The sequence below is a fragment of the Mycobacterium sp. HUMS_12744610 genome, assembly GCF_041206865.1.
Classification (GTDB): domain Bacteria; phylum Actinomycetota; class Actinomycetes; order Mycobacteriales; family Mycobacteriaceae; genus Mycobacterium; species Mycobacterium servetii.
In genome coordinates this window covers 4,722,782-4,743,393 of record NZ_JBGEDP010000001.1, presented here as the reverse complement: position 1 = coordinate 4,743,393, position 20,612 = coordinate 4,722,782, and the positions used below count along the sequence as shown (strand labels likewise).

General features: G+C 68.2%; 23 protein-coding genes and 1 pseudogene. 12 read left to right on the top strand and 12 right to left on the bottom strand.

Annotated features, from left to right (window positions below; genetic code table 11):
• Nucleotides 1–8 precede the first annotated feature (8 nt).
• A complete protein-coding gene (locus AB8998_RS23105; protein WP_369739956.1) occupies nt 9–1,340 on the top strand; it encodes a sulfotransferase family protein in 1,332 nt (443 codons plus the stop codon).
• Nucleotides 1,341–1,780: 440 nt separating this feature from the next.
• On the opposite strand, the gene AB8998_RS23100 is transcribed toward AB8998_RS23105, so the two are convergent.
• From AB8998_RS23100 to AB8998_RS23060, 9 genes and pseudogenes are all read right to left on the bottom strand, one after another.
• Nucleotides 1,781–2,830, bottom strand: coding sequence for a transposase (locus AB8998_RS23100; RefSeq protein ID WP_369738131.1), 1,050 nt, complete (start codon nt 2,828–2,830; stop codon nt 1,781–1,783).
• 26 nt (nt 2,831–2,856) lie between these two features.
• Nucleotides 2,857–3,201 (bottom strand): helix-turn-helix domain-containing protein, encoded by a 345-nt coding sequence (locus AB8998_RS23095; protein ID WP_369738708.1) that lies wholly within the window; start codon nt 3,199–3,201, stop codon nt 2,857–2,859.
• 63 nt (nt 3,202–3,264) lie between these two features.
• Entirely contained in the window at nt 3,265–3,912 is a 648-nt protein-coding gene (locus AB8998_RS23090; protein ID WP_369741722.1) for an IS3 family transposase, read from the bottom strand.
• A gap of 11 nt (nt 3,913–3,923) precedes the next feature.
• Nucleotides 3,924–4,112 (bottom strand): hypothetical protein, encoded by a 189-nt coding sequence (locus AB8998_RS23085; RefSeq protein ID WP_369741838.1) that lies wholly within the window; start codon nt 4,110–4,112, stop codon nt 3,924–3,926.
• A gap of 358 nt (nt 4,113–4,470) precedes the next feature.
• Complete coding sequence (locus AB8998_RS23080; protein WP_369739955.1) at nt 4,471–5,097, bottom strand: IS630 family transposase; 627 nt, start codon at nt 5,095–5,097, stop codon at nt 4,471–4,473.
• Nucleotides 5,098–5,118: 21 nt separating this feature from the next.
• Complete coding sequence (locus AB8998_RS23075; protein ID WP_369739953.1) at nt 5,119–5,343, bottom strand: helix-turn-helix domain-containing protein; 225 nt, start codon at nt 5,341–5,343, stop codon at nt 5,119–5,121.
• A 118-nt stretch (nt 5,344–5,461) separates the two neighbouring features.
• Nucleotides 5,462–5,587: a transposase gene (locus tag AB8998_RS23070; protein WP_369739951.1), complete on the bottom strand. Its 126-nt coding sequence runs from the start codon at nt 5,585–5,587 to the stop codon at nt 5,462–5,464.
• 77 nt (nt 5,588–5,664) lie between these two features.
• On the bottom strand, nt 5,665–7,782 hold the full coding sequence (locus AB8998_RS23065; protein ID WP_369739950.1) for a hypothetical protein: 2,118 nt from the start codon (nt 7,780–7,782) through the stop codon (nt 5,665–5,667).
• Between the two features lie 274 nt (nt 7,783–8,056).
• Nucleotides 8,057–8,212, bottom strand: a pseudogene (locus AB8998_RS23060) (IS3 family transposase); the annotation flags it as partial.
• Between the two features lie 394 nt (nt 8,213–8,606).
• On the opposite strand from AB8998_RS23060, the gene AB8998_RS23055 reads away from it, so the two are divergent.
• The 10 genes from AB8998_RS23055 (at nt 8,607) to AB8998_RS23010 (ending at nt 16,724) form a co-directional block, all read left to right on the top strand.
• Nucleotides 8,607–8,750 carry a hypothetical protein gene (locus tag AB8998_RS23055; RefSeq protein ID WP_369739949.1) on the top strand — a complete coding sequence of 48 codons (144 nt, stop codon included), beginning with the start codon at nt 8,607–8,609 and terminating at the stop codon, nt 8,748–8,750.
• 115 nt (nt 8,751–8,865) lie between these two features.
• A complete protein-coding gene (locus tag AB8998_RS23050; protein WP_369739948.1) occupies nt 8,866–10,041 on the top strand; it encodes a cation:proton antiporter in 1,176 nt (391 codons plus the stop codon).
• A gap of 116 nt (nt 10,042–10,157) precedes the next feature.
• Nucleotides 10,158–10,472, top strand: a complete 315-nt coding sequence (locus AB8998_RS23045; protein WP_369739947.1) for a hypothetical protein — start codon at nt 10,158–10,160, stop codon at nt 10,470–10,472.
• A 125-nt stretch (nt 10,473–10,597) separates the two neighbouring features.
• The gene (locus AB8998_RS23040; protein WP_369739945.1) at nt 10,598–11,596 is read left to right on the top strand and encodes an Acg family FMN-binding oxidoreductase; all 999 of its coding nucleotides are present in this window, start codon (nt 10,598–10,600) and stop codon (nt 11,594–11,596) included.
• 8 nt (nt 11,597–11,604) lie between these two features.
• Nucleotides 11,605–12,186, top strand: coding sequence for an Rv1733c family protein (locus AB8998_RS23035; RefSeq protein ID WP_369739943.1), 582 nt, complete (start codon nt 11,605–11,607; stop codon nt 12,184–12,186).
• Between the two features lie 63 nt (nt 12,187–12,249).
• The gene (locus AB8998_RS23030; RefSeq protein WP_369739942.1) at nt 12,250–13,371 is read left to right on the top strand and encodes a 4Fe-4S dicluster domain-containing protein; all 1,122 of its coding nucleotides are present in this window, start codon (nt 12,250–12,252) and stop codon (nt 13,369–13,371) included.
• Complete coding sequence (locus tag AB8998_RS23025) at nt 13,364–14,194, top strand: FAD/NAD(P)-binding protein (protein ID WP_369739940.1); 831 nt, start codon at nt 13,364–13,366, stop codon at nt 14,192–14,194. Before AB8998_RS23030 ends, AB8998_RS23025 begins: the two co-directional genes overlap by 8 nt.
• Nucleotides 14,195–14,953 (top strand): NADH-quinone oxidoreductase subunit B family protein, encoded by a 759-nt coding sequence (locus AB8998_RS23020; RefSeq protein WP_369739938.1) that lies wholly within the window; start codon nt 14,195–14,197, stop codon nt 14,951–14,953.
• Complete coding sequence (locus AB8998_RS23015) at nt 14,950–16,242, top strand: Ni/Fe hydrogenase subunit alpha (RefSeq protein WP_369739936.1); 1,293 nt, start codon at nt 14,950–14,952, stop codon at nt 16,240–16,242. The genes AB8998_RS23020 and AB8998_RS23015 overlap by 4 nt, the downstream gene beginning before the upstream one ends.
• Nucleotides 16,239–16,724, top strand: a complete 486-nt coding sequence (locus AB8998_RS23010) for a hydrogenase maturation protease (RefSeq protein ID WP_369739934.1) — start codon at nt 16,239–16,241, stop codon at nt 16,722–16,724. The genes AB8998_RS23015 and AB8998_RS23010 overlap by 4 nt, the downstream gene beginning before the upstream one ends.
• Here AB8998_RS23010 and AB8998_RS23005 read toward each other — a convergent pair.
• Nucleotides 16,678–17,079 (bottom strand): DUF302 domain-containing protein, encoded by a 402-nt coding sequence (locus AB8998_RS23005; protein WP_369739933.1) that lies wholly within the window; start codon nt 17,077–17,079, stop codon nt 16,678–16,680. The two genes, AB8998_RS23010 and AB8998_RS23005, sit on opposite strands and share 47 nt — an antisense overlap.
• 219 nt (nt 17,080–17,298) lie before the next feature.
• Here AB8998_RS23005 and AB8998_RS23000 point away from each other — a divergent pair, with 219 nt between their 5' ends.
• On the top strand, nt 17,299–18,744 hold the full coding sequence (locus tag AB8998_RS23000; protein WP_369739932.1) for a bifunctional lysylphosphatidylglycerol flippase/synthetase MprF: 1,446 nt from the start codon (nt 17,299–17,301) through the stop codon (nt 18,742–18,744).
• On the opposite strand, the gene AB8998_RS22995 is transcribed toward AB8998_RS23000, so the two are convergent.
• Nucleotides 18,692–19,120, bottom strand: coding sequence for a pyridoxamine 5'-phosphate oxidase family protein (locus AB8998_RS22995; RefSeq protein WP_369739930.1), 429 nt, complete (start codon nt 19,118–19,120; stop codon nt 18,692–18,694). The two genes, AB8998_RS23000 and AB8998_RS22995, sit on opposite strands and share 53 nt — an antisense overlap.
• A gap of 285 nt (nt 19,121–19,405) precedes the next feature.
• Nucleotides 19,406–20,383, bottom strand: coding sequence for an Acg family FMN-binding oxidoreductase (locus tag AB8998_RS22990; RefSeq protein WP_369739929.1), 978 nt, complete (start codon nt 20,381–20,383; stop codon nt 19,406–19,408).
• Nucleotides 20,384–20,612: the final 229 nt, after the last annotated feature.

The following is a 20,612-nucleotide window of genomic DNA, read 5'->3' as shown; positions in this document are numbered from 1 at the left end:
ATCGACGCATGGCGGTGGAGATATCCGGGGTCACCCGGTGCTATGAGGGTGGCGATGGAGACGACCTGATCACCGGTGCTTGGCTCGACACCCCGCAGGCGGGTCCGGTCGACAGATACGCCTTCGAAGTCAACGGTTGGGTCATAAGCAAGGCGCCGGTAGCCGAGGTGGAGTTCGTCCACGAGGGAATCGTGGTTGCGAACTGCGAGATGAATATTTCGCGGCCCGATGTGGCCGAAGTTTATAGCAGTTCGTCACAAGTGGGGTTCTCGAAGGCGATCGGAACCGTCAGCCTGGCATCAGCCTTCACCATTGACGTGAGGGTTGTTTTCCAGGATGGAGGCCGGCGCGTGATCGCGGAAATACGCGGCACGCAGCAGCTAACATCGGGCTTCAGCCCCTCCATGCAGCCAATCATCGTTAACACTCTTGGCCGATCAGGCAGCACTTGGCTGATGAGGATGCTCGCGGAGCATCCGGACATCATCGTCCATGAGCGATTTCCCTACGAGACGTATGTCTGCAGCTACTGGATGCACTTTCTACAATTGCTAGCCACACCCGTGGGCACCTCGCAGGTGGAATCCTCTCAATTTTGGACGGATCCAGAACGGCTAACCCTGTTTCCTTATTGCTTCGGCGGGTATCTCGGATGTTCGGCCCCAACGGAGGACCTGGCCGTCGACCGCTGGTACGCCACCGATCAGGTCGAGGAATTCGCCCGCGCGGCGCAGGCCGCCGTCGAGTCGTTTTACCGCGAGTACGCCGGCAGCAGAAAACGCAGGACCCCCGGCTTCTTCGCGGAGAAGAGCGTCCAGCAGAAGGGCATTCAAGCAGGCCAATACAACTGGACAATGCGGCAGCTTTACCCCCGCCGCCGGGAGATATTCCTCCTCCGGGATCCGAGGGACACCCTGGCCTCGGTACTAGCCTTCAATGCTCGGCGCGGCTTCGATGACTTTGGTCGTGAGCTGGTGGAAACGGATGAACAATACATCGATGTCATCCGCACGCGTACGCTGTCATTTCTACAAACGTGGAAGTCCACATCACATCGCGGCACGCTAATCCGCTATGAGGACCTGGTACGGTCGACCACCGGCCGAATTCGCGCAATGCTCGACGCCTTGGGATTGGACTCGTCAGCGAATATCGTCGACTCAATGGTAAGGGCTGGGAATGAAGCCACCGCTGATGTTAATGCACATCGAACATCTTCTGATGGTCCGTCATCGATCGGCCGCTGGAAGCGGGATCTTGAACCACGGCTGCAAAAGATCTGCGGCGAGGCGTTCGACGGCTTACTCGACGAATTTGACGCCAGTTCGGGTTCGCCTTGACGTTTCCCCCGGTCGTGGGCTGCCCCGGGCTTTTCGGGCTCTTCGCAGTTGACCTGACGAGAAGATTGACGTGAGGTGGGTTGGTGCGGTGAGTGGCTCGGTCAGGAGGCCTGCTCCAGGGTGACGAGCCTCCCCTGATTCTGTGGGGGCTTCTGTTGTAGGGATGTTGTCGTGAAGTTGTTTGCTGTTGCCCCGGGCAGCTGCTGAGGGGTGGTGCCCGCAGCCGGGGTCAAGGCTGGCCGTAGGCCACCCGCAGGGCGTGGCCTTGACGCCGGCGAGGACACCTCCATACTGCCCGTTGCGGGGGCTGGATGCACTCATGACGGCTGTCGGGGTGCAGACCCGCGGTCGCGGAGCTGCTGTTCGCGTTGCAGCGGTGATCGCATGTTGAGCGCGGTCACTGAGGTGTTTCTGACTTTGCGATAGACATTCGCGTTTGATCAGACAACATCGTCGGGATCCTGTATGGGTTGAGTGTGCCTTTGCTGGCGGTGCCAGGCAAGTCGGCGGTTGCGGGCGGATTCGAGCCCGGCTTGGCGTGCTTTGCGGATGGCCTCCCCTCGTCCTTCGTGTTCGTCGTTGGGCGTGACATAGCCGATGCCGGCGTGCAACCGGACTCCGTTCCAGAATTGGCGGGTGACGGCAAGTTCGGCGCGCAGGGTGGCGGGGTCCTCGATCGCGAGCAGGTGCGGGAACTCGGCCTTGAGGTGCCCGTTGAAACTCTCGATCCAGGCTTGATCGGTCGGCGTTCCGGGGCGTCCGAAGTGCTGGGCGATCGCAGACATGGCCATGAACTCCCGCGTCGAGCCCGACGTCATCTGGGGACCGTTATCGGACACCGCGAGCAGGATCGGCCGGGCCTGGTCGTCGATGCCGATATCGACCAGGCCGTCGGCGCGTCGCTCAACGGCCTGCAGGAGTCCCTCGATGTCGAGCGCGTCGGTGAACCCGATCTCGACCTGGGTGGAGGTTTCCTCAGCGGAGACGACCTCGGTGATCCACTTGCGCGAGACCAAATCCTGAATGATCAACACTGCCATCCCCGCCCTGGTGAAGTGCGTCGTATCGTAAATCCAGATCGAGTTCGGCTTGTAGTCCACCCAATCCGGGAAGGGCTTGCGTTGAGAACGTCCAGGCTTGGGAAGTGGTCGAAAGTGCTTGTCCGCCAAGAACAGGACCCGACGAACACTCGACGGTGACACCCATACCCGGCCCAGATAAGAGCCGCGGTGAGCAAGCTTGCGGTGCGAGCGGTCGGTCTCGCCCCACTGGTCGAACAACGCCAAGATCTCGCTGACTTCTTCGTCGAGCAGCCCATGCATGGGCGACCCACCAGGGATCTTGTCGACCAGCTGGCCGATCGCTCGGCGAGCGATCCAGCGATGTGCCCGCAGCTCGCCGAGCTCCAACGCATGGCATGCCTGGCGCAGTGTCCAACCTTCATCGACCGCCTGGTCGAGCAAGCCCAACAGCGCCGTCTTGGTGGCCACGTCGACACGGTGTGGGACTCGGCCACTTAGCCCCAGCGCCCTTTTCCCTCGACCAACGTCAGCCGCACGGCCATCTCCTTGAGTGCCTCGGACAGCCGCGCGTTCTCGGCCTTGGCGGCATCGAGTTCGTAGTCGCGTTGGCGGGCCGCCGCGCCTGGCTTGGCTGCCGCCAGCGTGGCCAGCGCACCTTCCTTGGCGATCGTGCGGATGCGCATGATCGTCGTGCGATCCACCTGATGGTTGGCGGCGGCCTCGGCGATCGTCACCTCCTGGCGTACCAGCTGCAGCCATATCTCGTACTTCTGCGACGGGCTCAAGAACCGCTTCGGGCGACGGTGCGAGCGGTCGCCACCAGAGTTTGCTTCGGACATGATTAGATCCTCCAAGAGAGCTCGGAGAACCCGTCGGATGTCGTCTGATCGACACACCGATCTCTATCGCGAAGTCAGACGCAAAACAGTCACCGAATGGCGACGATCAGCGTTGTAGTTCTCGATCCAGGCGACCAGTGCGTGTCGGGCTTGGTCCTTGGTGTCGAAGTGTTCGAGCATGCGCAGCTCGAATTCCAAAGTGGAATGCCAGGATTCGATCACGGCGTTGTCCAGGGCCGAGCCCGGCCGGCCCATCGACTGGCGGATCTCGCAACGTCGGCAAGCAGCCTGGAACGTCTTGGCGGTGAATTCACTGCCCTGGTCGGTGTGGAATATGACCCCGGCGACCTCGTGTCTTCCGCCGCGCACCGCGACCGCCATGGACAACGCGCCGTAGGCCAGCTCGGAGTTGTGGCGCTCACCGATGGCGAACCCGACGATGCGCCGTGAGGCCATGTCGAGCACCGAATCCAGCTGGAGCTTGCCCTCGTCGGTGGGCACTTCGGTACCGTCGCCGTACCACTTGCCGTTGAGCTGTTGTGCGGCGAATTCGCGTTTAACCAGGTCAGGTGCTCGCCACCGGCCTTTGCCCGCCCGGGTGTTACCGCGGCGGTGCCGCTTGGGGCGAGACACCCAGCCCTGCTCACGCATGATCTTGGCGACGGTGTTGACACTGACGCTCCAGCCCTCGTCGGGAAGGTCAGCGCAGATCCGTGGGGACCCTATTTTCCTTTGTGCGCGGCGAACAGCCGCCCGATCTCGGCGGTCGGTGCCTTGCGGCGGGCGTGTCGTGGTGAGGCGTCGCCGTGGCGCCACTTGTAGAACCATGACTGCGAGATCCCCAAGGCGCGGCACGTCGTGGCGTGCGCGATGCCGTAGTGTGCCCTTTGGGAGTCGATGAACCGCGACATCTCTACCGGCCCATCGCTTCTCGAACCCAAAGGGCGCATGAGCGCTTGAGCGCATCACGCTGCATCGCCAGCTCCGCATTGTCCCTTCGAAGCCGGAAAGCTCCTGGCGTTCGGACTCAGTCAACTCATCGGTACCGCCGGCTCGGCGTCGCTCCTGAGCGCACCAGTGACTCAACTTACTAAGGCGGCCGTAAGTAGGTCGAGTCGCACCGCGATGTAGCCCAAATTCGGGTCACGGAAAAATCCCTGGACCAGGTGCGGGAGTCTTTGCAGTCGGCGTAACGCGTTGGTGGCCTTGTTCTTCAGGTCGTCCTTGCTGGTGACGCCGGTCTTGCCGATGCGATCGTGCTTGACGTTCTTACATACCCACTCGTCGAGGTTGAGTTCGGGTGAGTAGCCGGGGAAAGAATAACTTGAGCCTGCCGTTGGTGGAGGCGACGAATTCCTTGGTGGCTCCGGCCCGGTGGCAGGGGTGGCCATCGACGATCAGGTAGAGCGGGGCGGCGGCGTCGCGCAGCAGGCGTTTGCAGAACTCGATGAACACCGATGCGTTGACCTTGCCATCGTGGACCATGAACCGCAGCTTGCCCTGAGCGCTGACGGCCGAGAGCATGTTGATGCTCCAGCGGGCGCCGGTATTGGCTACCACCGGCGTGTGGCCGGCCGGTGCCCAGGTGGTGCCGGAATGGTAGTCCGAGCGGACTCCGGCCTCGTCGCCGAAATAGATGGTTGCGCCTGCTTTTTTGGCGGCCTTTCGAATCGCGGGGAACTGCTCGCGCTTCCAGCGTTGCACCGCATCGGGATCCTGCTGGTAGGCGCGATGCAACGGCCGCTGCGGCGACAGGCCCATCGTGTGCAGCAGCCGGCCCACACTGACCTCGCGCAGGGTAATCGCGAACTCGCGGCGAATCAGCTCGGCGATCATCGAACGGGTCCACAGCGCGAACCCGAACGACAATTGGCGCGGATCGCTGCCCACGATCAACTCATAGAGCCGCGAGACCTGCTACGACCAAAGTTTGGGTGGGCGACCCGAAACCGGCTTGGCCACCAACGCGTCCTTGCCGCCGTCGCGTACCTTGGCCAGCCATCCATAGACCGTGTTCTTGTGGAACCCCATTGTCACGGCCAGCTTTTCGGGGTGTTCACCCGCCTCGACCTGCTCCACTGCTCGCTTCCGCAGCGCTTCGAGCGTCTCGTGATCAAGCTTGCGGCCATCGCTATCGCGCACATCACCTATTCTCGACGAATATCGTTCGCCAGCAAAGGCTTTCCCCGGCGCGTCTCGACTTACTTACGAACTCCTTAGTATCACCAATCTCGGGATGTTCCTGCTTATTCTGGCGGACCTATCGTGAGACGGACTGTTTCGAAACGTTGTTTTCGCGTGCAATATCAGCGATCGCGCGGGAATGCTCGATAACCTCCAGTGCAATGCTGGCTTTGAACCCGGCAGAGAACCGGCGACGTCCCATACTTGCGACTCCAATTCGGCTCGGCCTCAACAATAGTCAAGGCGGTGTCCGAAAGTCGCCGGGCGGGTCAAGCCGGTTTAGATTTGGGGCAGTTGTGTATATAGGTGCAGGCCTGAGATGCAGTGCACTTCGTCGAGGCTGGCGGTGCGCGGCGCGGCGCGGGTTGCCGGTCGGCCGAGTTGGGGGTTTGTATCGGAGCCGCTGGGTTGGGCACAGCGGGCTTGATCCAGGCGTGTGGTGTCGAACATCGCTGGGCCAGTGGCCATCGCCTCGGTGAGCAGGTAGCGGCCGGCATCGGGTGCCCGGCGCACCGCGTGTTCGGCGGCGCAAGCGCCGGTCAGCGTTACGGCGTCGGCGAAGTTGATGCCGACTTGAAACACCTGTGGTTCGGCGTCGAGGACCGCGGTCAGGCGGGTGATGTAGTTCTCGGGGGCAAAAAACCGCCAGCCCGCACCCAGGTGCAGCCAGAACCGTCCGTGGATCTGTTCGCGCAGCTGCGCCAGCTGGGGTGCGGGCTTGGCGCTGGATCGGCGACGGGCGAAGGTGAGAAACCCGTAACGTCTCCGCAGTTTCGCGCGGTCGGGCGCGGACAGGCCGGCATCGAGTACCAGGAAGCGCCCGACCCGCGACACATCCAGGCAGCAATTCAGAAACGAGTCGAGGGTTTGCTCGGTGGTTTGGCGGTCCGGTCCGGCGATCAGGCTGACGGTGACCTCGCCGTGAGCGGGAGCGGCGGCCAGGGACGCCGCCAGGGCTTCGGGGTACGGTGCGGCCGCCTCGATCATGGCCGGTACCGAAAAATCGCGGTTGGCCGCAATCCGTTGCCGATCCGGCTCGGGCAGATCGGAGCGGGCCACCAGCCGCCGGCACAGTGTGAACGCCTCGGCGTGCCGACCGATCCAGGAAGCGCACACCGCGAGCTCATCAGTGGCGCGCCACGCGTAAACCTGTGCGATTTCTGTGGGGAGAAGCAGGTCCTCTTCGGGTAAGGGGATTTCGGCGGCACGCTGGGCAAACAGATAACCGAGGCGGTAGCGCTGCAATTGGCGGTACCCAGCGGCGATGCGGAGCAGTGGCTCGGCGCGGGTGGGTCGAAAAGTCCAGGCGCGCAGGTAGGCATCCTCAACGTTCGGCCCCGCTTCACGCAGTTGCCGCATCGACTCGGCGAGCTGGTACATCGCGTAGTAGGTCTCCTCGTCGCAGCCACCCATGTCGACCCGCCGCGCATACCATTTGCGCGCGTCGACGAAATCGCCCAGTTGGAAGCAGGTCTCGGCCAGGAATAACACCGACTGCGCGTCCTCGGGATCGCGTTTGACTTTGGCTAGCAACTGATCGCGTTCCTGTTCGGACTTATGTTGGATCAGGTTGCGGTTGGGGAACTGATGATCCGCGCTGTGGCCTTTGCATTTGGTGCGCACGTCGGTGCACGGGGTGGCTTGCGCAGCGGTCCGGTGGGTGACACCGTCCAGGCTTGCCGACAGCGTGCGGTCCACGATCGCGATCTGGTCGCGAGCGGAGAAAACCTGGTAGCCCCGCTCGGCGAGGTTGCGTCGCGCGCGCTCGTCCGAGAGGAGTTCCACACAGCGATCGACCAGGTCGTCGTAGTCGGCGAACGCGACGCCGGACTCCAGGTCACGCTCCAAGGTCGGATCGGCACCCCGCTCGGAGACCACCGCGCGCCGATTGGCCAGCAGGTAGGACACACGGGCGATTTCGAAGATCTTCGCGTCCCAGTAGTGAAGGTTAAGGACAATCTTCGAGCGCGCGATCCAGGCATCGCGGCTCGCGCCGAGGACGCCCGTTAGCCATTTGACCCGAAAGCCTCGGTCGTGCAGGTCCCGGAGCACGGCGTAACGGCGCTTACTGAGCAAGCCATAGAAAAGGACGTCGATGTCCTCAGGGGCTGGGGCGATCCGGGTCAACTCGGGGACGTATCCGATCGGAACGTAGGTGGGTCGGGGCAGTCCCAGGCCAGCGAGGTATTCGATGTTGGCTTGACTGTAATCCCAAATCGGGTAGCGCCGGAAAAGGTCGACGAATTCCGGCGCCATCATCCACGGCGAGTCGTCGCCCAATTGCTCGAGGTTGTAGAAGATGGGGTTCTTGGGCAGCTCCAAGCCGTACTGCAGGAGGTGGTTTGCGCCGAACACGATGGTGCGACGCTCGTCGAGGTCCAGACGATCAGTCAGCACCGACTCATGACCAAGCGCCAAAAGAGCATGGTGCACCGCCTCCGCAACCTCTCGAAATCCTCCGCCGATGGTCGGATTGCTCGGAGGTGACACAACTGCGACGGCGAACAACATGGGTGCAGCGTAGTGAAAGAGGATCGCTGCGTATGGCGATTGGTCATTCAGCGGGTAGCCCGCTGGACGCAGCACAGCCTATCAAGCTTGTGGGTGGACTGCTGGGCCGACGAGATGCGAGGAAGTGTCAATATGAATCGCCCTGGAAATCCCGGAGGCTCACGCCGTAGCCCAGTTGGCGGGCCACCCGGTGCACTATCCCGTGCTCGGTGCCCAATTCGGCGCGCAACGCACGGACCATCCGCACCGCAGCGGCTTCCTCCTCCGGGCTATACCGACGCGACGTCGGCTTTCCAGGCACCTGTTCTTTCGGCATGACTCCATCCTCGTTTCCAAGGTCTGGAGCCTCCACATTTCCCAGGGCGATTCAATTCGCCGCCTCGGCAAGAAGTTGCGCGCTGCCGGAGAGATTTCTTTCGCGTGGTGGAGGACGCCGATCAGGTCGCCGTGATCGAAGACCGGGAAATTGCGGGGGCACCACACCTTCGGTACGAACGTGTCGGGTGCGGTGGGGTCGCGGACGTCATAGCACTGGATTCGCATCGCATGGCTGTGACCTTTGCGTAGGACTGTCTGCAGCGGCGCCATCGTGGCGAGCAGCTCCAACCACCAGTACCAGAGGTGCGCCGCCATCCTCGACGTCTTCGCGACCGCCCTTCCGAGGCTCTCGGCACGTCACCGGGGGTTCGCGGTCGAGCAGCTGCGACGGGGTGCTGCCCAGCGCCGCCAATCACAGCTACACACCGGAGCTGCAGCGTGCGCTCAGCGGCCTGCGCCGGGCCATGGCCGCGGTCGGCCACCACGACCTGGCCGCCCAGCTGTCGGGCATCGAGTCGCGGACGGACGACGACTGACCGGCGACGCGGTCACCCGCCCGCCGCGTTTCGGGCGGCGCCGCGGCGCCCAACGGATGCACAATGACACCCGTGCTGACCGGGAACCTGGCCGTCGAACCGAGGGACCACTGACGTGCCGGGGTTCGACTTCGGCACCCTGGCGTTGCTGTGCGCGGTCGGTTTCGCCGGCCCGGTGCTGGCCTCGCTGCCGCGGCTGCGGATCCCGGTGGTCGTCGGCGAGCTGGCCGCCGGGATCGTGATCGGCCGAACCGGTTTCGGGCTCGTCGACGCCACCTACCCGACGTTTGCGCTGTTCGCCAACATCGGCTTTGCGTTGGTCATGTTCGTGGTGGGCACCCACGTCCGCGTCCGCGGCGGCGAGCTGCGCTCGATGCTGCCGGCGGCGTTCGGCCGGGCGGTCGCGGCGGGCGCGGTCGCGGTGGCCGTCTCGGTCGGGCTGGCGGCCGAGTTCGGCATCGACCACGCGGCGCTCTACGCGGTCCTGATGGCCTCGTCGTCGGCGGCGCTGGCGCTGCCGGTGATCGATTCGTTGCGGTTGCGCGGGCCGGGGGTGCTGGCCGTGACCGCGCAGGTCGCCCTCGCCGACACCGCGTGTATCGTATTGCTGCCCTTGGTGATCGACATCCGGCGGTTGCCGGAGGCGGCGGGGGGCGCGCTGGCGGTCACCGGCGGCGCCGTCGTCCTGTTCGTGGCGTTGCGCGCCATCGACCGCAGGGGATGGCGCCGGCGCGTGCACGTCTATTCCGAGAAGCGCCGGTTCGCGCTGGAACTGCGGACCAACCTCGTCGTGTTGTTCGCGCTGGCCGCACTCGCCGTGCACACCCACGTGTCGATCCTGCTGGCCGGCTTCGCCCTGGGCCTGGTGATCGCGGTCGTCGGGGAACCACATCGGTTGGCGCGCCAGCTCTTCGGCATCACCGAGGGATTCTTCAGCCCGCTGTTCTTCGTCTGGCTGGGCGCCTCGTTGCAGGTTCGCGAGCTGGGCTCGCAGCCGCGGTTCATTCTGCTCGGCATCTGCCTGGGCCTGGGTGCCGTGCTGGCCCACGGCGTGGGGAGGTTGCTCGGCCAGCCGCTGACGCTGGGGGTGCTCTCGGCCGCGCAACTCGGCGTGCCGGTGGCCGCGGCCACGATCGGCACCCAGGAGCACCTGCTGGTGGCGGGGGAGGCGTCGGCCCTGATGCTCGGCGCGCTGCTCACGATCGCCGCCGCCACCGTCGCCGCGGCGCTGGCCGCCCGCGGGCAGGCGCCGGCCGCGGCGACACCGGCCGCGCCTCCCGTGCCTATGTGACCAAGGACGCAGGCGGGCGGGACCGCCGCACGTCGGCAGGAACGACGCACGGCCATACAGGCGGGCCGTCGCGACGGTGGTCGCTTCGACCCCTGGGTTCGACCGGGGAGGCGGCGATGAGGTCACCGGCGTCGGTCCATCCGTCCTTCTACGTCGGTCACGTCCGGAAAGTGGCCCAGCACTTGGCATCAGGGCGTCAGCCCCGGCACCTCGCGCCGGCGATGTACCGGGTCCCCGACCGCCTGCACGGCGAACGCACCGTGCGGTTGCCCGCCGAGGGGATAGCGCCGATGGTGTCGGCGTGGCTGGCGGAGCTCGGCGCGCACAGCCCACTGGTCGACGACCTGGCCGGCGCGGCGTGCGCCGGTAACTGGGCGCTCGCCCGCGCGGTCGGCGACCAATTGTCCGTCGAGGTCGTGCGCGCGGCGTAATACGCCCGGATTGGCCCCCCGGATTGGCCCAAAGTCCCTCCGGTTAGAGCCGTCGTGCTCTCGCGCCGCCGGCGGAATCCCGTGATCATGAAGACCATATGTTCGACCCCGAAGGGACAACCGCGATGAGCGCGCATTTTCCGGATGCCGGCACGATCCGGACCGTTCTGACACTGGCCTCCCGAGCGCCCTCGGTGCACAACACGCAACCGTGGGGCTGGCGCGTCGACGAGGCGAGCCTGCACCTCTACGCCGACGAGAACCGGCAACTGCCCAACACCGACCCCGATGGCCGTGACCTGATCCTGAGTTGCGGTGCCGCGCTGCATCATTGCATGGTTGCCTTCGCGGCCGTCGGCTGGCGTCCCAAGGTCACCCGGCTGCCGAATCCGGCCGACCCCAGCCACCTCGCCGCCATCCAGCTGTCGGCCCATCCCGCCGACGCCGTCGACATCGCGCTCGCCGCGGCGATACCGCGCCGGCGCACCGACCGGCGCCACTACAGCTCCTGGCCGGTGCCGGTGGCCGACATCGCGCTGATGGCCGCGCGGGCGGCCCGCAACGGGGTCACGCTCTGCCAGGTCGAGGATGTCGAGAAGCTGCACGAGATCGTCGCGCAATCGGTGGCCGATCACCTGAACCGCGATTACATGGCCGAGCTGACCACCTGGAGCGGGCGCTACGCCTCGGTGGCCGGAGTGCCGGCCCGCAACACGCCGGCGCCCGACCCGGCGTCGAAGATCCCCGGCCGGCTCTTCGCCGGCCCGTCGCTGCCGATGACGCCGGGCGCCTCGGCGGCCGACGACAACGCCGTCGTGCTCGCGCTGGGTACCCGCGCCGACGACCGGGTGTCCCAGCTGCGCGCCGGCGAAGCGACCAGCGCGGTGCTGCTCACCGCGACGTCGCTGGGGCTGGCCAGCTGCCCGGTCACCGAACCGCTGGAAACCCCGGTCACCCGTGCGGAGGTCCGCGACGACATCTTCGGCGGCAGCGTCTACCCGCAGATGCTGCTGCGGGTCGGCTGGCCGCCGATCAACGCCGACCCGTTGCCGGCCACCCCGCGCCGCGAGCTCTCCGAGTTCGTCGACTGGGCTTTCGGACCCGAGAAGAACGTCGTCGAATAGGCCGCGCGATGGAGACGTTCACCTGGGACCCGCGCCGGTGGCTGATCGCCCGCGTCTTCGGGCGCAACCCGTTGCTGCGCCCCGCAGACCGGATCGAGGCGCTGGTGGTGCTGGTCGCGCTCGTCGCGGCGCTCGTCGCGGTGCCCGTCGCCGGCGTGGTGGGAGCCGCGACCTACGGCGCACGCGACCGGTCGTACGCCCAGCAGGCCCGCGAGCGCCACCCCGTCCGGGCTCAGGTCACCGACGCCCACCCCGGGGAACTGGGTGCGACGGTCGCGCAGATTCGGTGGCCGGCGGCCGGCGGGGAGCAGCGCAGCGGCACGCTGCGGCTGGACGATCCGGTCAAACCCGGTGAGGGCGTCGATATCTGGGCGGACGGGGCCGGCAACCTGACGGCCCCGCCGACCCCGGCCTGGCACGCCGTGGGCGCGGCGGCCGGCACGGTTGTGCTGACGCTGCTGTGCGCGAGTGCGGTGCTGGGCCTGTTGCTGGCCGCCGTCGTCTACGAGCTCGACCGGGTCCGCGAAGCCCGGTGGGAGCGCGAACTCAGAACGCTGGTGCAAGACGGCGGCCGGACGAACCGACCGTGAAAACGCCCGTTTTCTGCCTGCTTTGGATGGCGCGGAACGGGATTGAGGGCGGATGATGGGCCGGTGAGCGGGTACGGCGAAGGTCCCGGGGCCGCGGTGTTCGACGCGGCGGCATTGCATCGCCTCGTCGAGGTCCTGATCGGCCGCGGCTATCGCGTCATCGGTCCGACGTTGCGGGACAACGCGATCGTGCTGGCCGAGCTGGAGTCGGCCGCGGACCTGCCGCGCGGCTGGGGCGTCGACGTGGCCCCGGGGCATTACCGGCTGCGCCGGCGTGACGACGACGCGGCGTTCGGGCACTCCGCGGGCCCGCAGTCGTGGAAGCAGTTCCTGCACCCCCCGCGGCAGCGGCTGTGGGCCGGCACGCGGGACAGCTCCGCCGCGGCGGACGGCGAGGAGGCCCCGCGCTACGCGTTCCTCGGGGTCCGCGGGTGCGACCTGGCCGCGATCGCCACCCTCGATCGGGTGCTGGGCCGCCCGGAGTATCCCGACGACGCCTACCTCGGCCGCCGGCGCCGGATCTTCGTGGTGGCGGTGAACTGCACCGAACCCGGGGGGCTGTGCTTCTGCGCCTCGATGGGCACCGGCCCGGCCGCCGGGCCCGGCTACGACCTGGCGCTCACCGAACGCCCCGGCGGCGGCGCCGCGACGTACCTGGTCGACGTCGGCAGCCCCGACGGCGCCGACGTGCTCGCCGCGGTACCGCACCGGCCCGCCGCCAGCGGCGAAATCGACCGCGCGCGCGCCGATGTCGAGGACGCCAGCCGCAAGATGGGTCGCCGGATGCCCGAGGCCGATCTGCGGGAGCTACTGGTGGCCTCCCGCGAGTCGCCGCAGTGGGAGGAGGTGGCGAGCCGCTGCCTGACGTGCGGCAACTGCACGATGGTGTGCCCGACGTGCTTTTGCACCAGCACCGAGGACGTCAGCGACCTCACCGGCGAGCACGCCGAGCGGTGGCGGCACTGGGCGTCCTGCTTCGAGTTCGACTTCACCTACGTCCACGGCGGCGGCAGCGTGCGCCAGTCCGGCGCGTCGCGCTACCGCCACTGGCTGACCCACAAGCTGGGCACCTGGCACGACCAGTTCGGCATGTCGGGCTGCGTCGGCTGCGGGCGGTGCATCGCCTGGTGCCCCACCGGCATCGACATCACCGAAGAGATGAACAAGATGGCCCGCGATGACTGAACGGCCGATGGCGCCCAACCCCTACCGGGTGCGCAGCCGCGTCGTGGAGAGCCCCGACTCGGCGACGCTGTGCCTGGAACCGCTCGGCGAACCGCTGCGGACGCCGCTGCCCGGGGAGTTCATGATGCTCTACGCGTTCGGGGTGGGGGAGGCGGCGATCTCGATCAGCGGCGACCCAGGAGTCACCGACGGCTCGATCACGCACACGATCCGCGCGGTCGGCGCGGTCAGCCGCGCGCTGCACGACTCCCAACCGGGCGCGATCGTCGGTGTGCGCGGCCCGTTCGGCACCACCTGGGGACTCGACGAGGCCGCCGGCCGCGACCTGGTCATGGTCGCCGGCGGTGTCGGCCTGTGCCCACTGCGCCCCGCGGTGCTGGGCGCGCTGGCCCAGCGGTCGCGCTACGGCAAGCTCACCCTCATCGTCGGTGCCCGCTCGCGCGCCGACTTCGTGTTCGCCGCCCAGCTCGAGCAGTGGGCGCAGGACCCGCAGATCGAACTGCACGTCACCGTGGACGTCCCGGTGCAGGGCTGGCGCGGAGAGGTCGGGCTGGTCACCGAGCCGCTGCGCCGGCTGACGCTGGACGCCGGACGCACCACCGCGTTCCTGTGCGGGCCCGAGCCCATGCTGCGCTTCGGCGCCCAGGCGCTGCTGGACAAAGGCATTGCCGCCCAAAACATTCGGGTCTCCCTGGAGCGCAACATGCAGTGCGGCGTCGGCTGGTGCGGCCACTGCCAGCTCGGCCCGCTGCTGCTGTGCCGCGACGGACCCGTCGTCGGCTACGACGTCGCGGGCCCGTTGCTGACCGTGAAGGAGCTGTAGATGAGCCCGCCCACGCTGGCCGTATGGAAGTTCGCCTCCTGCGACGGCTGCCAGCTGACCCTGCTCGACTGCGAGGACGAGCTGCTCACCCTCGCCGACCAGGTGCGGATCGCCACCTTCGCCGAGGCGTCCAGCGCGATGGTCGGCGGACCCTACGACGTGTCGCTGGTCGAGGGGTCGATCACCACCGCTCACGACGAACGACGCATCCGCGAGATCCGCGACCAGTCCCGGGTGCTCGTCACCATCGGCGCGTGCGCGACGGCGGGGGGAGTGCAGGCGCTGCGCAACTTCGCCGACGTCGCCGAATTCGCCTCGGTCGTCTACGCCAAGCCGGAATACATCGACACCCTGGCGACCTCCACCCCGGCCTCGGCGCACGTCAAGGTCGACTACCAGCTGCATGGCTGCCCGATCGACCGCGGCCAGCTGCTCGACACGCTCGCGGCGCTGCTGATCGGGCGCAAACCCAGCCTGCCGGCCAAGACGGTGTGCACCGAGTGCAAGCAACGCGGCGTGACGTGTCTGGTTGTCGCGCAAGGCACCCCGTGCCTGGGCCCGGTCACCCACGCCGGCTGCGGGGCGCTGTGCCCCCGGCACAACCGGGGCTGCTTCGGCTGCTTCGGCCCGTCGGCCGCACCCAGGACCGCGACCCTGATCCCGCTGCTGCGCCGCGACGGCATGTCCGACGGCGACGTCGACCGGGTGTTCTCGACCTTCAACGTCACCGCCTTCGCGGCCGAGCGGGGCAAGCAGTGACGCCCGCCAAGCGCACGCTCAGCGTCAGCACGCTGACCCGCGTGGAAGGTGAAGGCGCGCTTCACATCTCGTTGCGCGACGGCGCGCTGGAAAGCGTCGAACTCAACATCTACGAACCGCCGAGGTTCTTCGAGGCGTTCCTGCGCGGCCGCGCCTACACCGAACCGCCGGACCTGACCGCGCGCGTGTGCGGGATCTGCCCGGTGGCCTACCAGGTCAGCGCCTGCAACGTGATCGAGGACGCCTGCGGTGCCGAGATCGAACCCGAGATCGTCGCGCTGCGGCGCCTGCTGTACTGCGGCGAATGGATCCACAGCCACGTCCTGCACGTGTACCTGCTGCACGCACCGGATTTCCTGGGCCACTCCGACATCATCGGCATGGCGCGCGACCACCCGGGCGCCGTCGAGCGGGGGCTGTCGCTGAAGAAGGCCGGAAACCGGTTGATGGAGTTCGTCGGCGGGCGCGCGATCCATCCGGTCAACGTGCGCCTCGGCGGGTTCTACTCGGTGCCCACCCGCGCGGAGTTCACACCGCTGGAAGAAATGCTGCGCCGCGCGCTCGACGAGGCGCTGGCCACGGTCGAGTGGGTGTCCGGGTTCGACTTCCCCGACCTGGAGTTCGACCACGAGTTCCTGGCGCTGTCGGACCCCGGCAGCTACGCGATCGAGAACGGCGCCATCGCGCGCAGCGCCGGCCCGGCGTTCCCGATCGCCGACTTCGGCGACCACGTCGTCGAATCCCAGGTGCCCCACTCCACGGCCCTGCACGCGACGCTGGACGGCGGCCGGTACCTGACCGGTCCGCTGGCGCGGTTCGCGCTGAACTCCGCGGCGTTGTCGCCGATCGCCGCGCAGGCCGCCGCCCGCGCCGGTCTCTCGGGCGAATGCCGAAACCCGTTCCGCAGCATCGTGGTCCGAGCGGTGGAGGTGGTGTACGCGATCGAGGAGGCGTTGCGCATCATCGGCGACTACCAGCGCCCGGCGCGCCCGTTCGTCGAGGTGGCCGCCCGCCCCGGCGTCGGGCACGGCGTGAGCGAGGCGCCCCGGGGCCTGCTGTATCACCGCTACCGGATCGACGACGACGGACTGGTCGCCGCCGCGACGATCGTCCCGCCCACCTCGCAGAACCAGGCCGCGATCGAAGCCGACCTGGCCGGCGTCGTGGCCGGCAACCTCGCGCTCGACGACGCCGCGCTGACCACCCTGTGCGAACGGGTGATCCGCAGCCACGATCCCTGCATCTCGTGTTCGGCGCACTTTTTGACCCTGACGGTGGACGGGCGGTGAGCGCCGGCGTCGTCGTGCTCGGCCTGGGCAACGCCTACCGGCGCGACGACGGCGTGGGCGTCGCCGCCGCGGCGGCGTTCGAGCGGCTCGCGTTGCCCGGCGTCGAGGTCCGCGCGGCGATCTCGGACCCGATGGATCTGATCGAGGCGTGGTCGGGCCGGGACCTGGCGGTGGTGATCGACGCCGTCGTCACCACCCCGGCGGTGCCGGGCCGCGTCCGCCGCTGCGCGCTGGGCGACCTGGACACCGGGGCGGGCCTGAGTTCGCACGGCCTCGACGTCGCGGGGGCCCATGCGCTGGGCCGGGCGCTCGGACGGGTGCCCGGCGCGGTGGTGGTGTTCACCGTCGACGCCGCCGACGTCGGGCACGGGCCCGGCCTGACTCCCCGGGTCGCGGCGGCCGTGCCACGCGTGGTCGAGCAGGTCGTGAACGAGGTCAGCCGCCCGACAGCGAACCGATCGCGGCGCCCAGCTTCGCGGTGACCTCGTCGGCGACGGCCACCAGCTCCTTGTTGCCGGTGACCTGGACCAACACGGCCGGGTTCATGCCCTCGATGATGACGATCCCCGGGGCGTCCGGGTCGGCGCGGACCACCACGTTGCAGGGCAGCAGCAGCCCGATCTCCCGTTCCAGGCCGATCGCCCGATGGGCCAGCACCGGGTTGCACGCGCCGAGGATCAGGTAGTCCTCCATGTCCACGTCGAGCTTGGCCTTGACGGTCGCGGCGACGTCGATCTCGGTCAGCACGCCGAAACCCTGATCTGCCAGCGCTTTTCGGGTGCGGGCCACCGCGTCGTCGAATCCGGTTGCCAAGCTCGTCGACAGTGCGATGCCCACGCTCGGTCCTCCACCCCCGCGCTGCGCGTTCATATCCCGACATCGCAGCACGCGCGCGGGCCCGGGGGCGAGGGACCGAAGTCCCACGACGGAAGGACCTTGGTCGCCGAACACGACGTGCCGACCTGAGGACGAACGGCTCTCGCGGACGGGCCCGGGCGCCAATTAGCGTGAACCCTCTGGTGCGCGGGCACCGGCTACCCGGGGAGCGAACACGGCATGAAGGTCAGGCGGGACGGCGGGCGCCCCGCTTCGGTGCGCGGCCGGGAACGGGTGCTGGTCAGCGCCGACGTCCCGGCGGCCCGCATCGGCAGCGTGGTGCTGCTGGCGTGCGTGCTCGGCTGGACGACGGTGCTGGCCGCGCGCCACTACCTCGGCGACGGCCGGGTCAGCCCCGGCCGGTTCGGGTGGTCGTTGGCGTTGCTCGGCGCGGTCGCGCTGATCGCGCGGGGCATCTTCCTGGGCCGGCCGGTCACCACCGGGCATGCCTGGGCGGCGGCCGGCGCGGTGGCCGGCGGGCTGTGCGCGCACTTCCTGTCGTTCGCGCTGCCCGGCAACCTGCTGGTCGCCGGCGCCGGGGCGGCCCTCATGTGGCCCACCACGGTGCGCCCCCAGCCCGAATTGCTCGAGCAGGTCTGGACGCTGGTCGACGCCACCCACGGGGATGCGTTGGCGCCCTTCGCCATGCACTCGGGCAAGAGCTATCACTTCAACGCCGAGAAGACCGCGGCCATCGCCTACCGCGCCCGGCTCGGATTCGCCGTGGTCAGCGGCGACCCGATCGGCGACGAAGACCGGTTCGGCGACCTGGTCGCCGACTTCGTGCGCAGCTGCCGCGAGCGGGGCTGGCGCATCATCGTGCTGGCCGCGGGCCAGCGGCGGCTGGAGCTGTGGCGCGGCGGGGCGGTGAGCGCGCCGGTGCTGGCCGTGCCGATCGGGCACGACGTCGTCGTCGACGTCGGCCGGTTCAACCTGCGGGGCCGGCGATTCCGCAACCTGCGCCAAGCGGTGCAGCGCACCCGCAACGGCGGGGTCACCACCGAGATCGTCGACGAACAACACCTCGACGGCCCGCTGACCGCCCAGCTCACCGAGGTGTTGTATTCGGCGCACCGCGTCGCACGCACCGAACGCGGCTTCTGCATGAACCTCGACGGGGCCCTGCAGGGCCGCTTCCCCGGGATCAGGCTCGCCGTCGCCCGCGACCGGGACGGGCGAGTGGTGGCCTTCCACCGGTACGCCACGGCCGGGCACGGTTCGGAGGTGTCCCTCGACGTGCCCTACCGCCGCCCCGACGCGCCCAACGGCGTCGACGAGCGGCTCAGCGTCGACATGATCCTCGACGCGCGAGCCCATGGTGCCCAACGCCTTTCGCTGGCCTTCGCGTCGTTCCCGGAAATCTTCGACGCGACCCGCCCGACCGTGGCGCAGCGCGTCGCCTACCGCCTGATCCATCTGCTGGATCCGCTGATCCGGCTGGAGTCCCTCTACCGCTACCTGTGCAAGTTCCATGCGCTGGGGGAGCGGCGCTACGTGGTGCTGTGCGCGCGCCACATCCCTTCCGCGCTGATCGTGCTGCTGTCCCTGGAGTTCCTGCCGCGCCCGCGCCGGCTCAGGAGCGGTCCTGGCGGGGCGGCCCGCCGAACCGGAAACGGCGGCCCGTGACACGCCGGGGGATGACCCGCACATAGTGCGACTTCTCCGACGTCGTCCACGGCAACACCTGGGCGCGCTCGGCGTCCTCGATCTCCTCGTTCGTGCGCAGCGACCGGGCGGTGCCCCGGATGATCACGCTCCAGCCCTCGGCGACGTTGTGGTCGTCGACCTCGAAAAGCACGTCGTTGTTGATCACGGTGCTGACCAGCTTGGTGCCTTCGGCGGTGCGGAACAGCACGCTGCGGCGCTGCACGACGTAATTGACCGGGAAGATCTCGGGCTGGCCGTCGACGCTGGTTACCAGCCGCCCCAGCGTCACACCGGCCATCAGGTCCCAGCATTCGCTCTCCGGCAGGATGCTGACCCCATCATCGATCATTGACATCGGCCATCCCCTTCGTCGACACGGCTGTGTCCCCGATGCTAGCCGCGCGGTGCGCCGCGGACGCCGGCCGAAGGTCCCGCGCCGCAGGGACCAAAGTTGTTCGCCCGGTTGGCCGGTGCCGGGGACCGGCGTTGCCACGCAGTGCCCGGGTGGCCGAATGCCTCGACGTAAGCAACTACCGCGCACGAGTTTCCCACGAACCACCCCGCATCGGGTATCGCGGTTTGGTTCGCTGGGGCCGTATCCGAAAAAGGGCCGTATCCGAAAAGAGCGGCCCACGCCGGGTCAGCGGATCTCGAGTACCTCGTCCACCGGGCGCCGCGGTGTGGGAGGCGGTGGGAACTCCATGCGCGGTGCAATCCCGGCGCGGATCAGCAGCTGCGGCTGGCCCTGCTCGTCGAGCAGGCGGCGCACGATGTCGCGGCTTTCGTCCAACTCGATCAGATGCGTCAGCGTGCACGTCGCCAGGAACGCCAGCGTGCATTCCAGCAGGACCGTCGACAACGCCTCGCCGCACCGCAACGCGTCCTTTCCGGTGTCCTCAGCGGAGGACACCACGAGAATCTTCGACCAGTCCGCCCCGACCTCCGGGCGCCGGTCCCCGTGGCCGCGTGCGGGGAACTCGCGTCCCACATCGACCCGGCGGTGTTCCTTCTCGGAGGCCAGCGCGCTGGGCGGCACCCCCTCGGTCAGCGCGAACGGTGAAGTCCACCAATCGAGTTCGGCGTGATAGGAGGCATCGTCGCGGCGCAGCAACCCGCTGAGCTGTGACGCCCTGGCCAGCAGCGGACGCACGTCGTCGGAGAGCACGTCGAGCCGCACGGGGCCGTCGGCGATGACGCCGCGCAGGCTGGGTTCGAAGATGTTCCAGTAGGTGGGCTGTCCCAGCGGGAGCCGGTCGGTTCTGCGGTGCAGGATCGCCGCGGCGTGGTCGCGCTGAGACTTGGCGACGTGGTCGACGGAACGGAACTCGATCGACGCCAAACGGTCGGGGTCCCCCGGGATGGGGAACCGGTCGACGACCGCGCGCCAACCCGCGGCCAGCATCGCGACCCGGAAGTGATCGAGCACGGCGCCGCAGCTGATCAGCGCCTGCCGGCCCGAACGGTCCGTGCCCGGCACCATGCGCCGGCGATCCAGGTACAGGTGCACCACGCCGTTGCCGGCGACCCATCGCCACGGCTGGCTGTTGTGCACCGACGGGGCGCGGCACGCCAACCGCACCGCCCCGCGGAGAATCTCGGTGTCCGGCGTCTTGCCCATGACGTCAACCTCTCGCCCGGTCCCGCCTGCCCTCGAGGGTAGAAAGCAGCAGCGTTGACGACTAGGGACGTTGGTCCCGTCCCGCGGGGCCGTTGGACGCCCCGCCACGTTCGGCTTTCGCGCTTCCGACCACGTCGGCCGGCGTGCGCAGCGACGCGTGGTCCGACTCGGGGGTATCCCCACGTGGGTATGCCACGTGGGGATGTGCACGCGGAGCCGGCCGTGGATG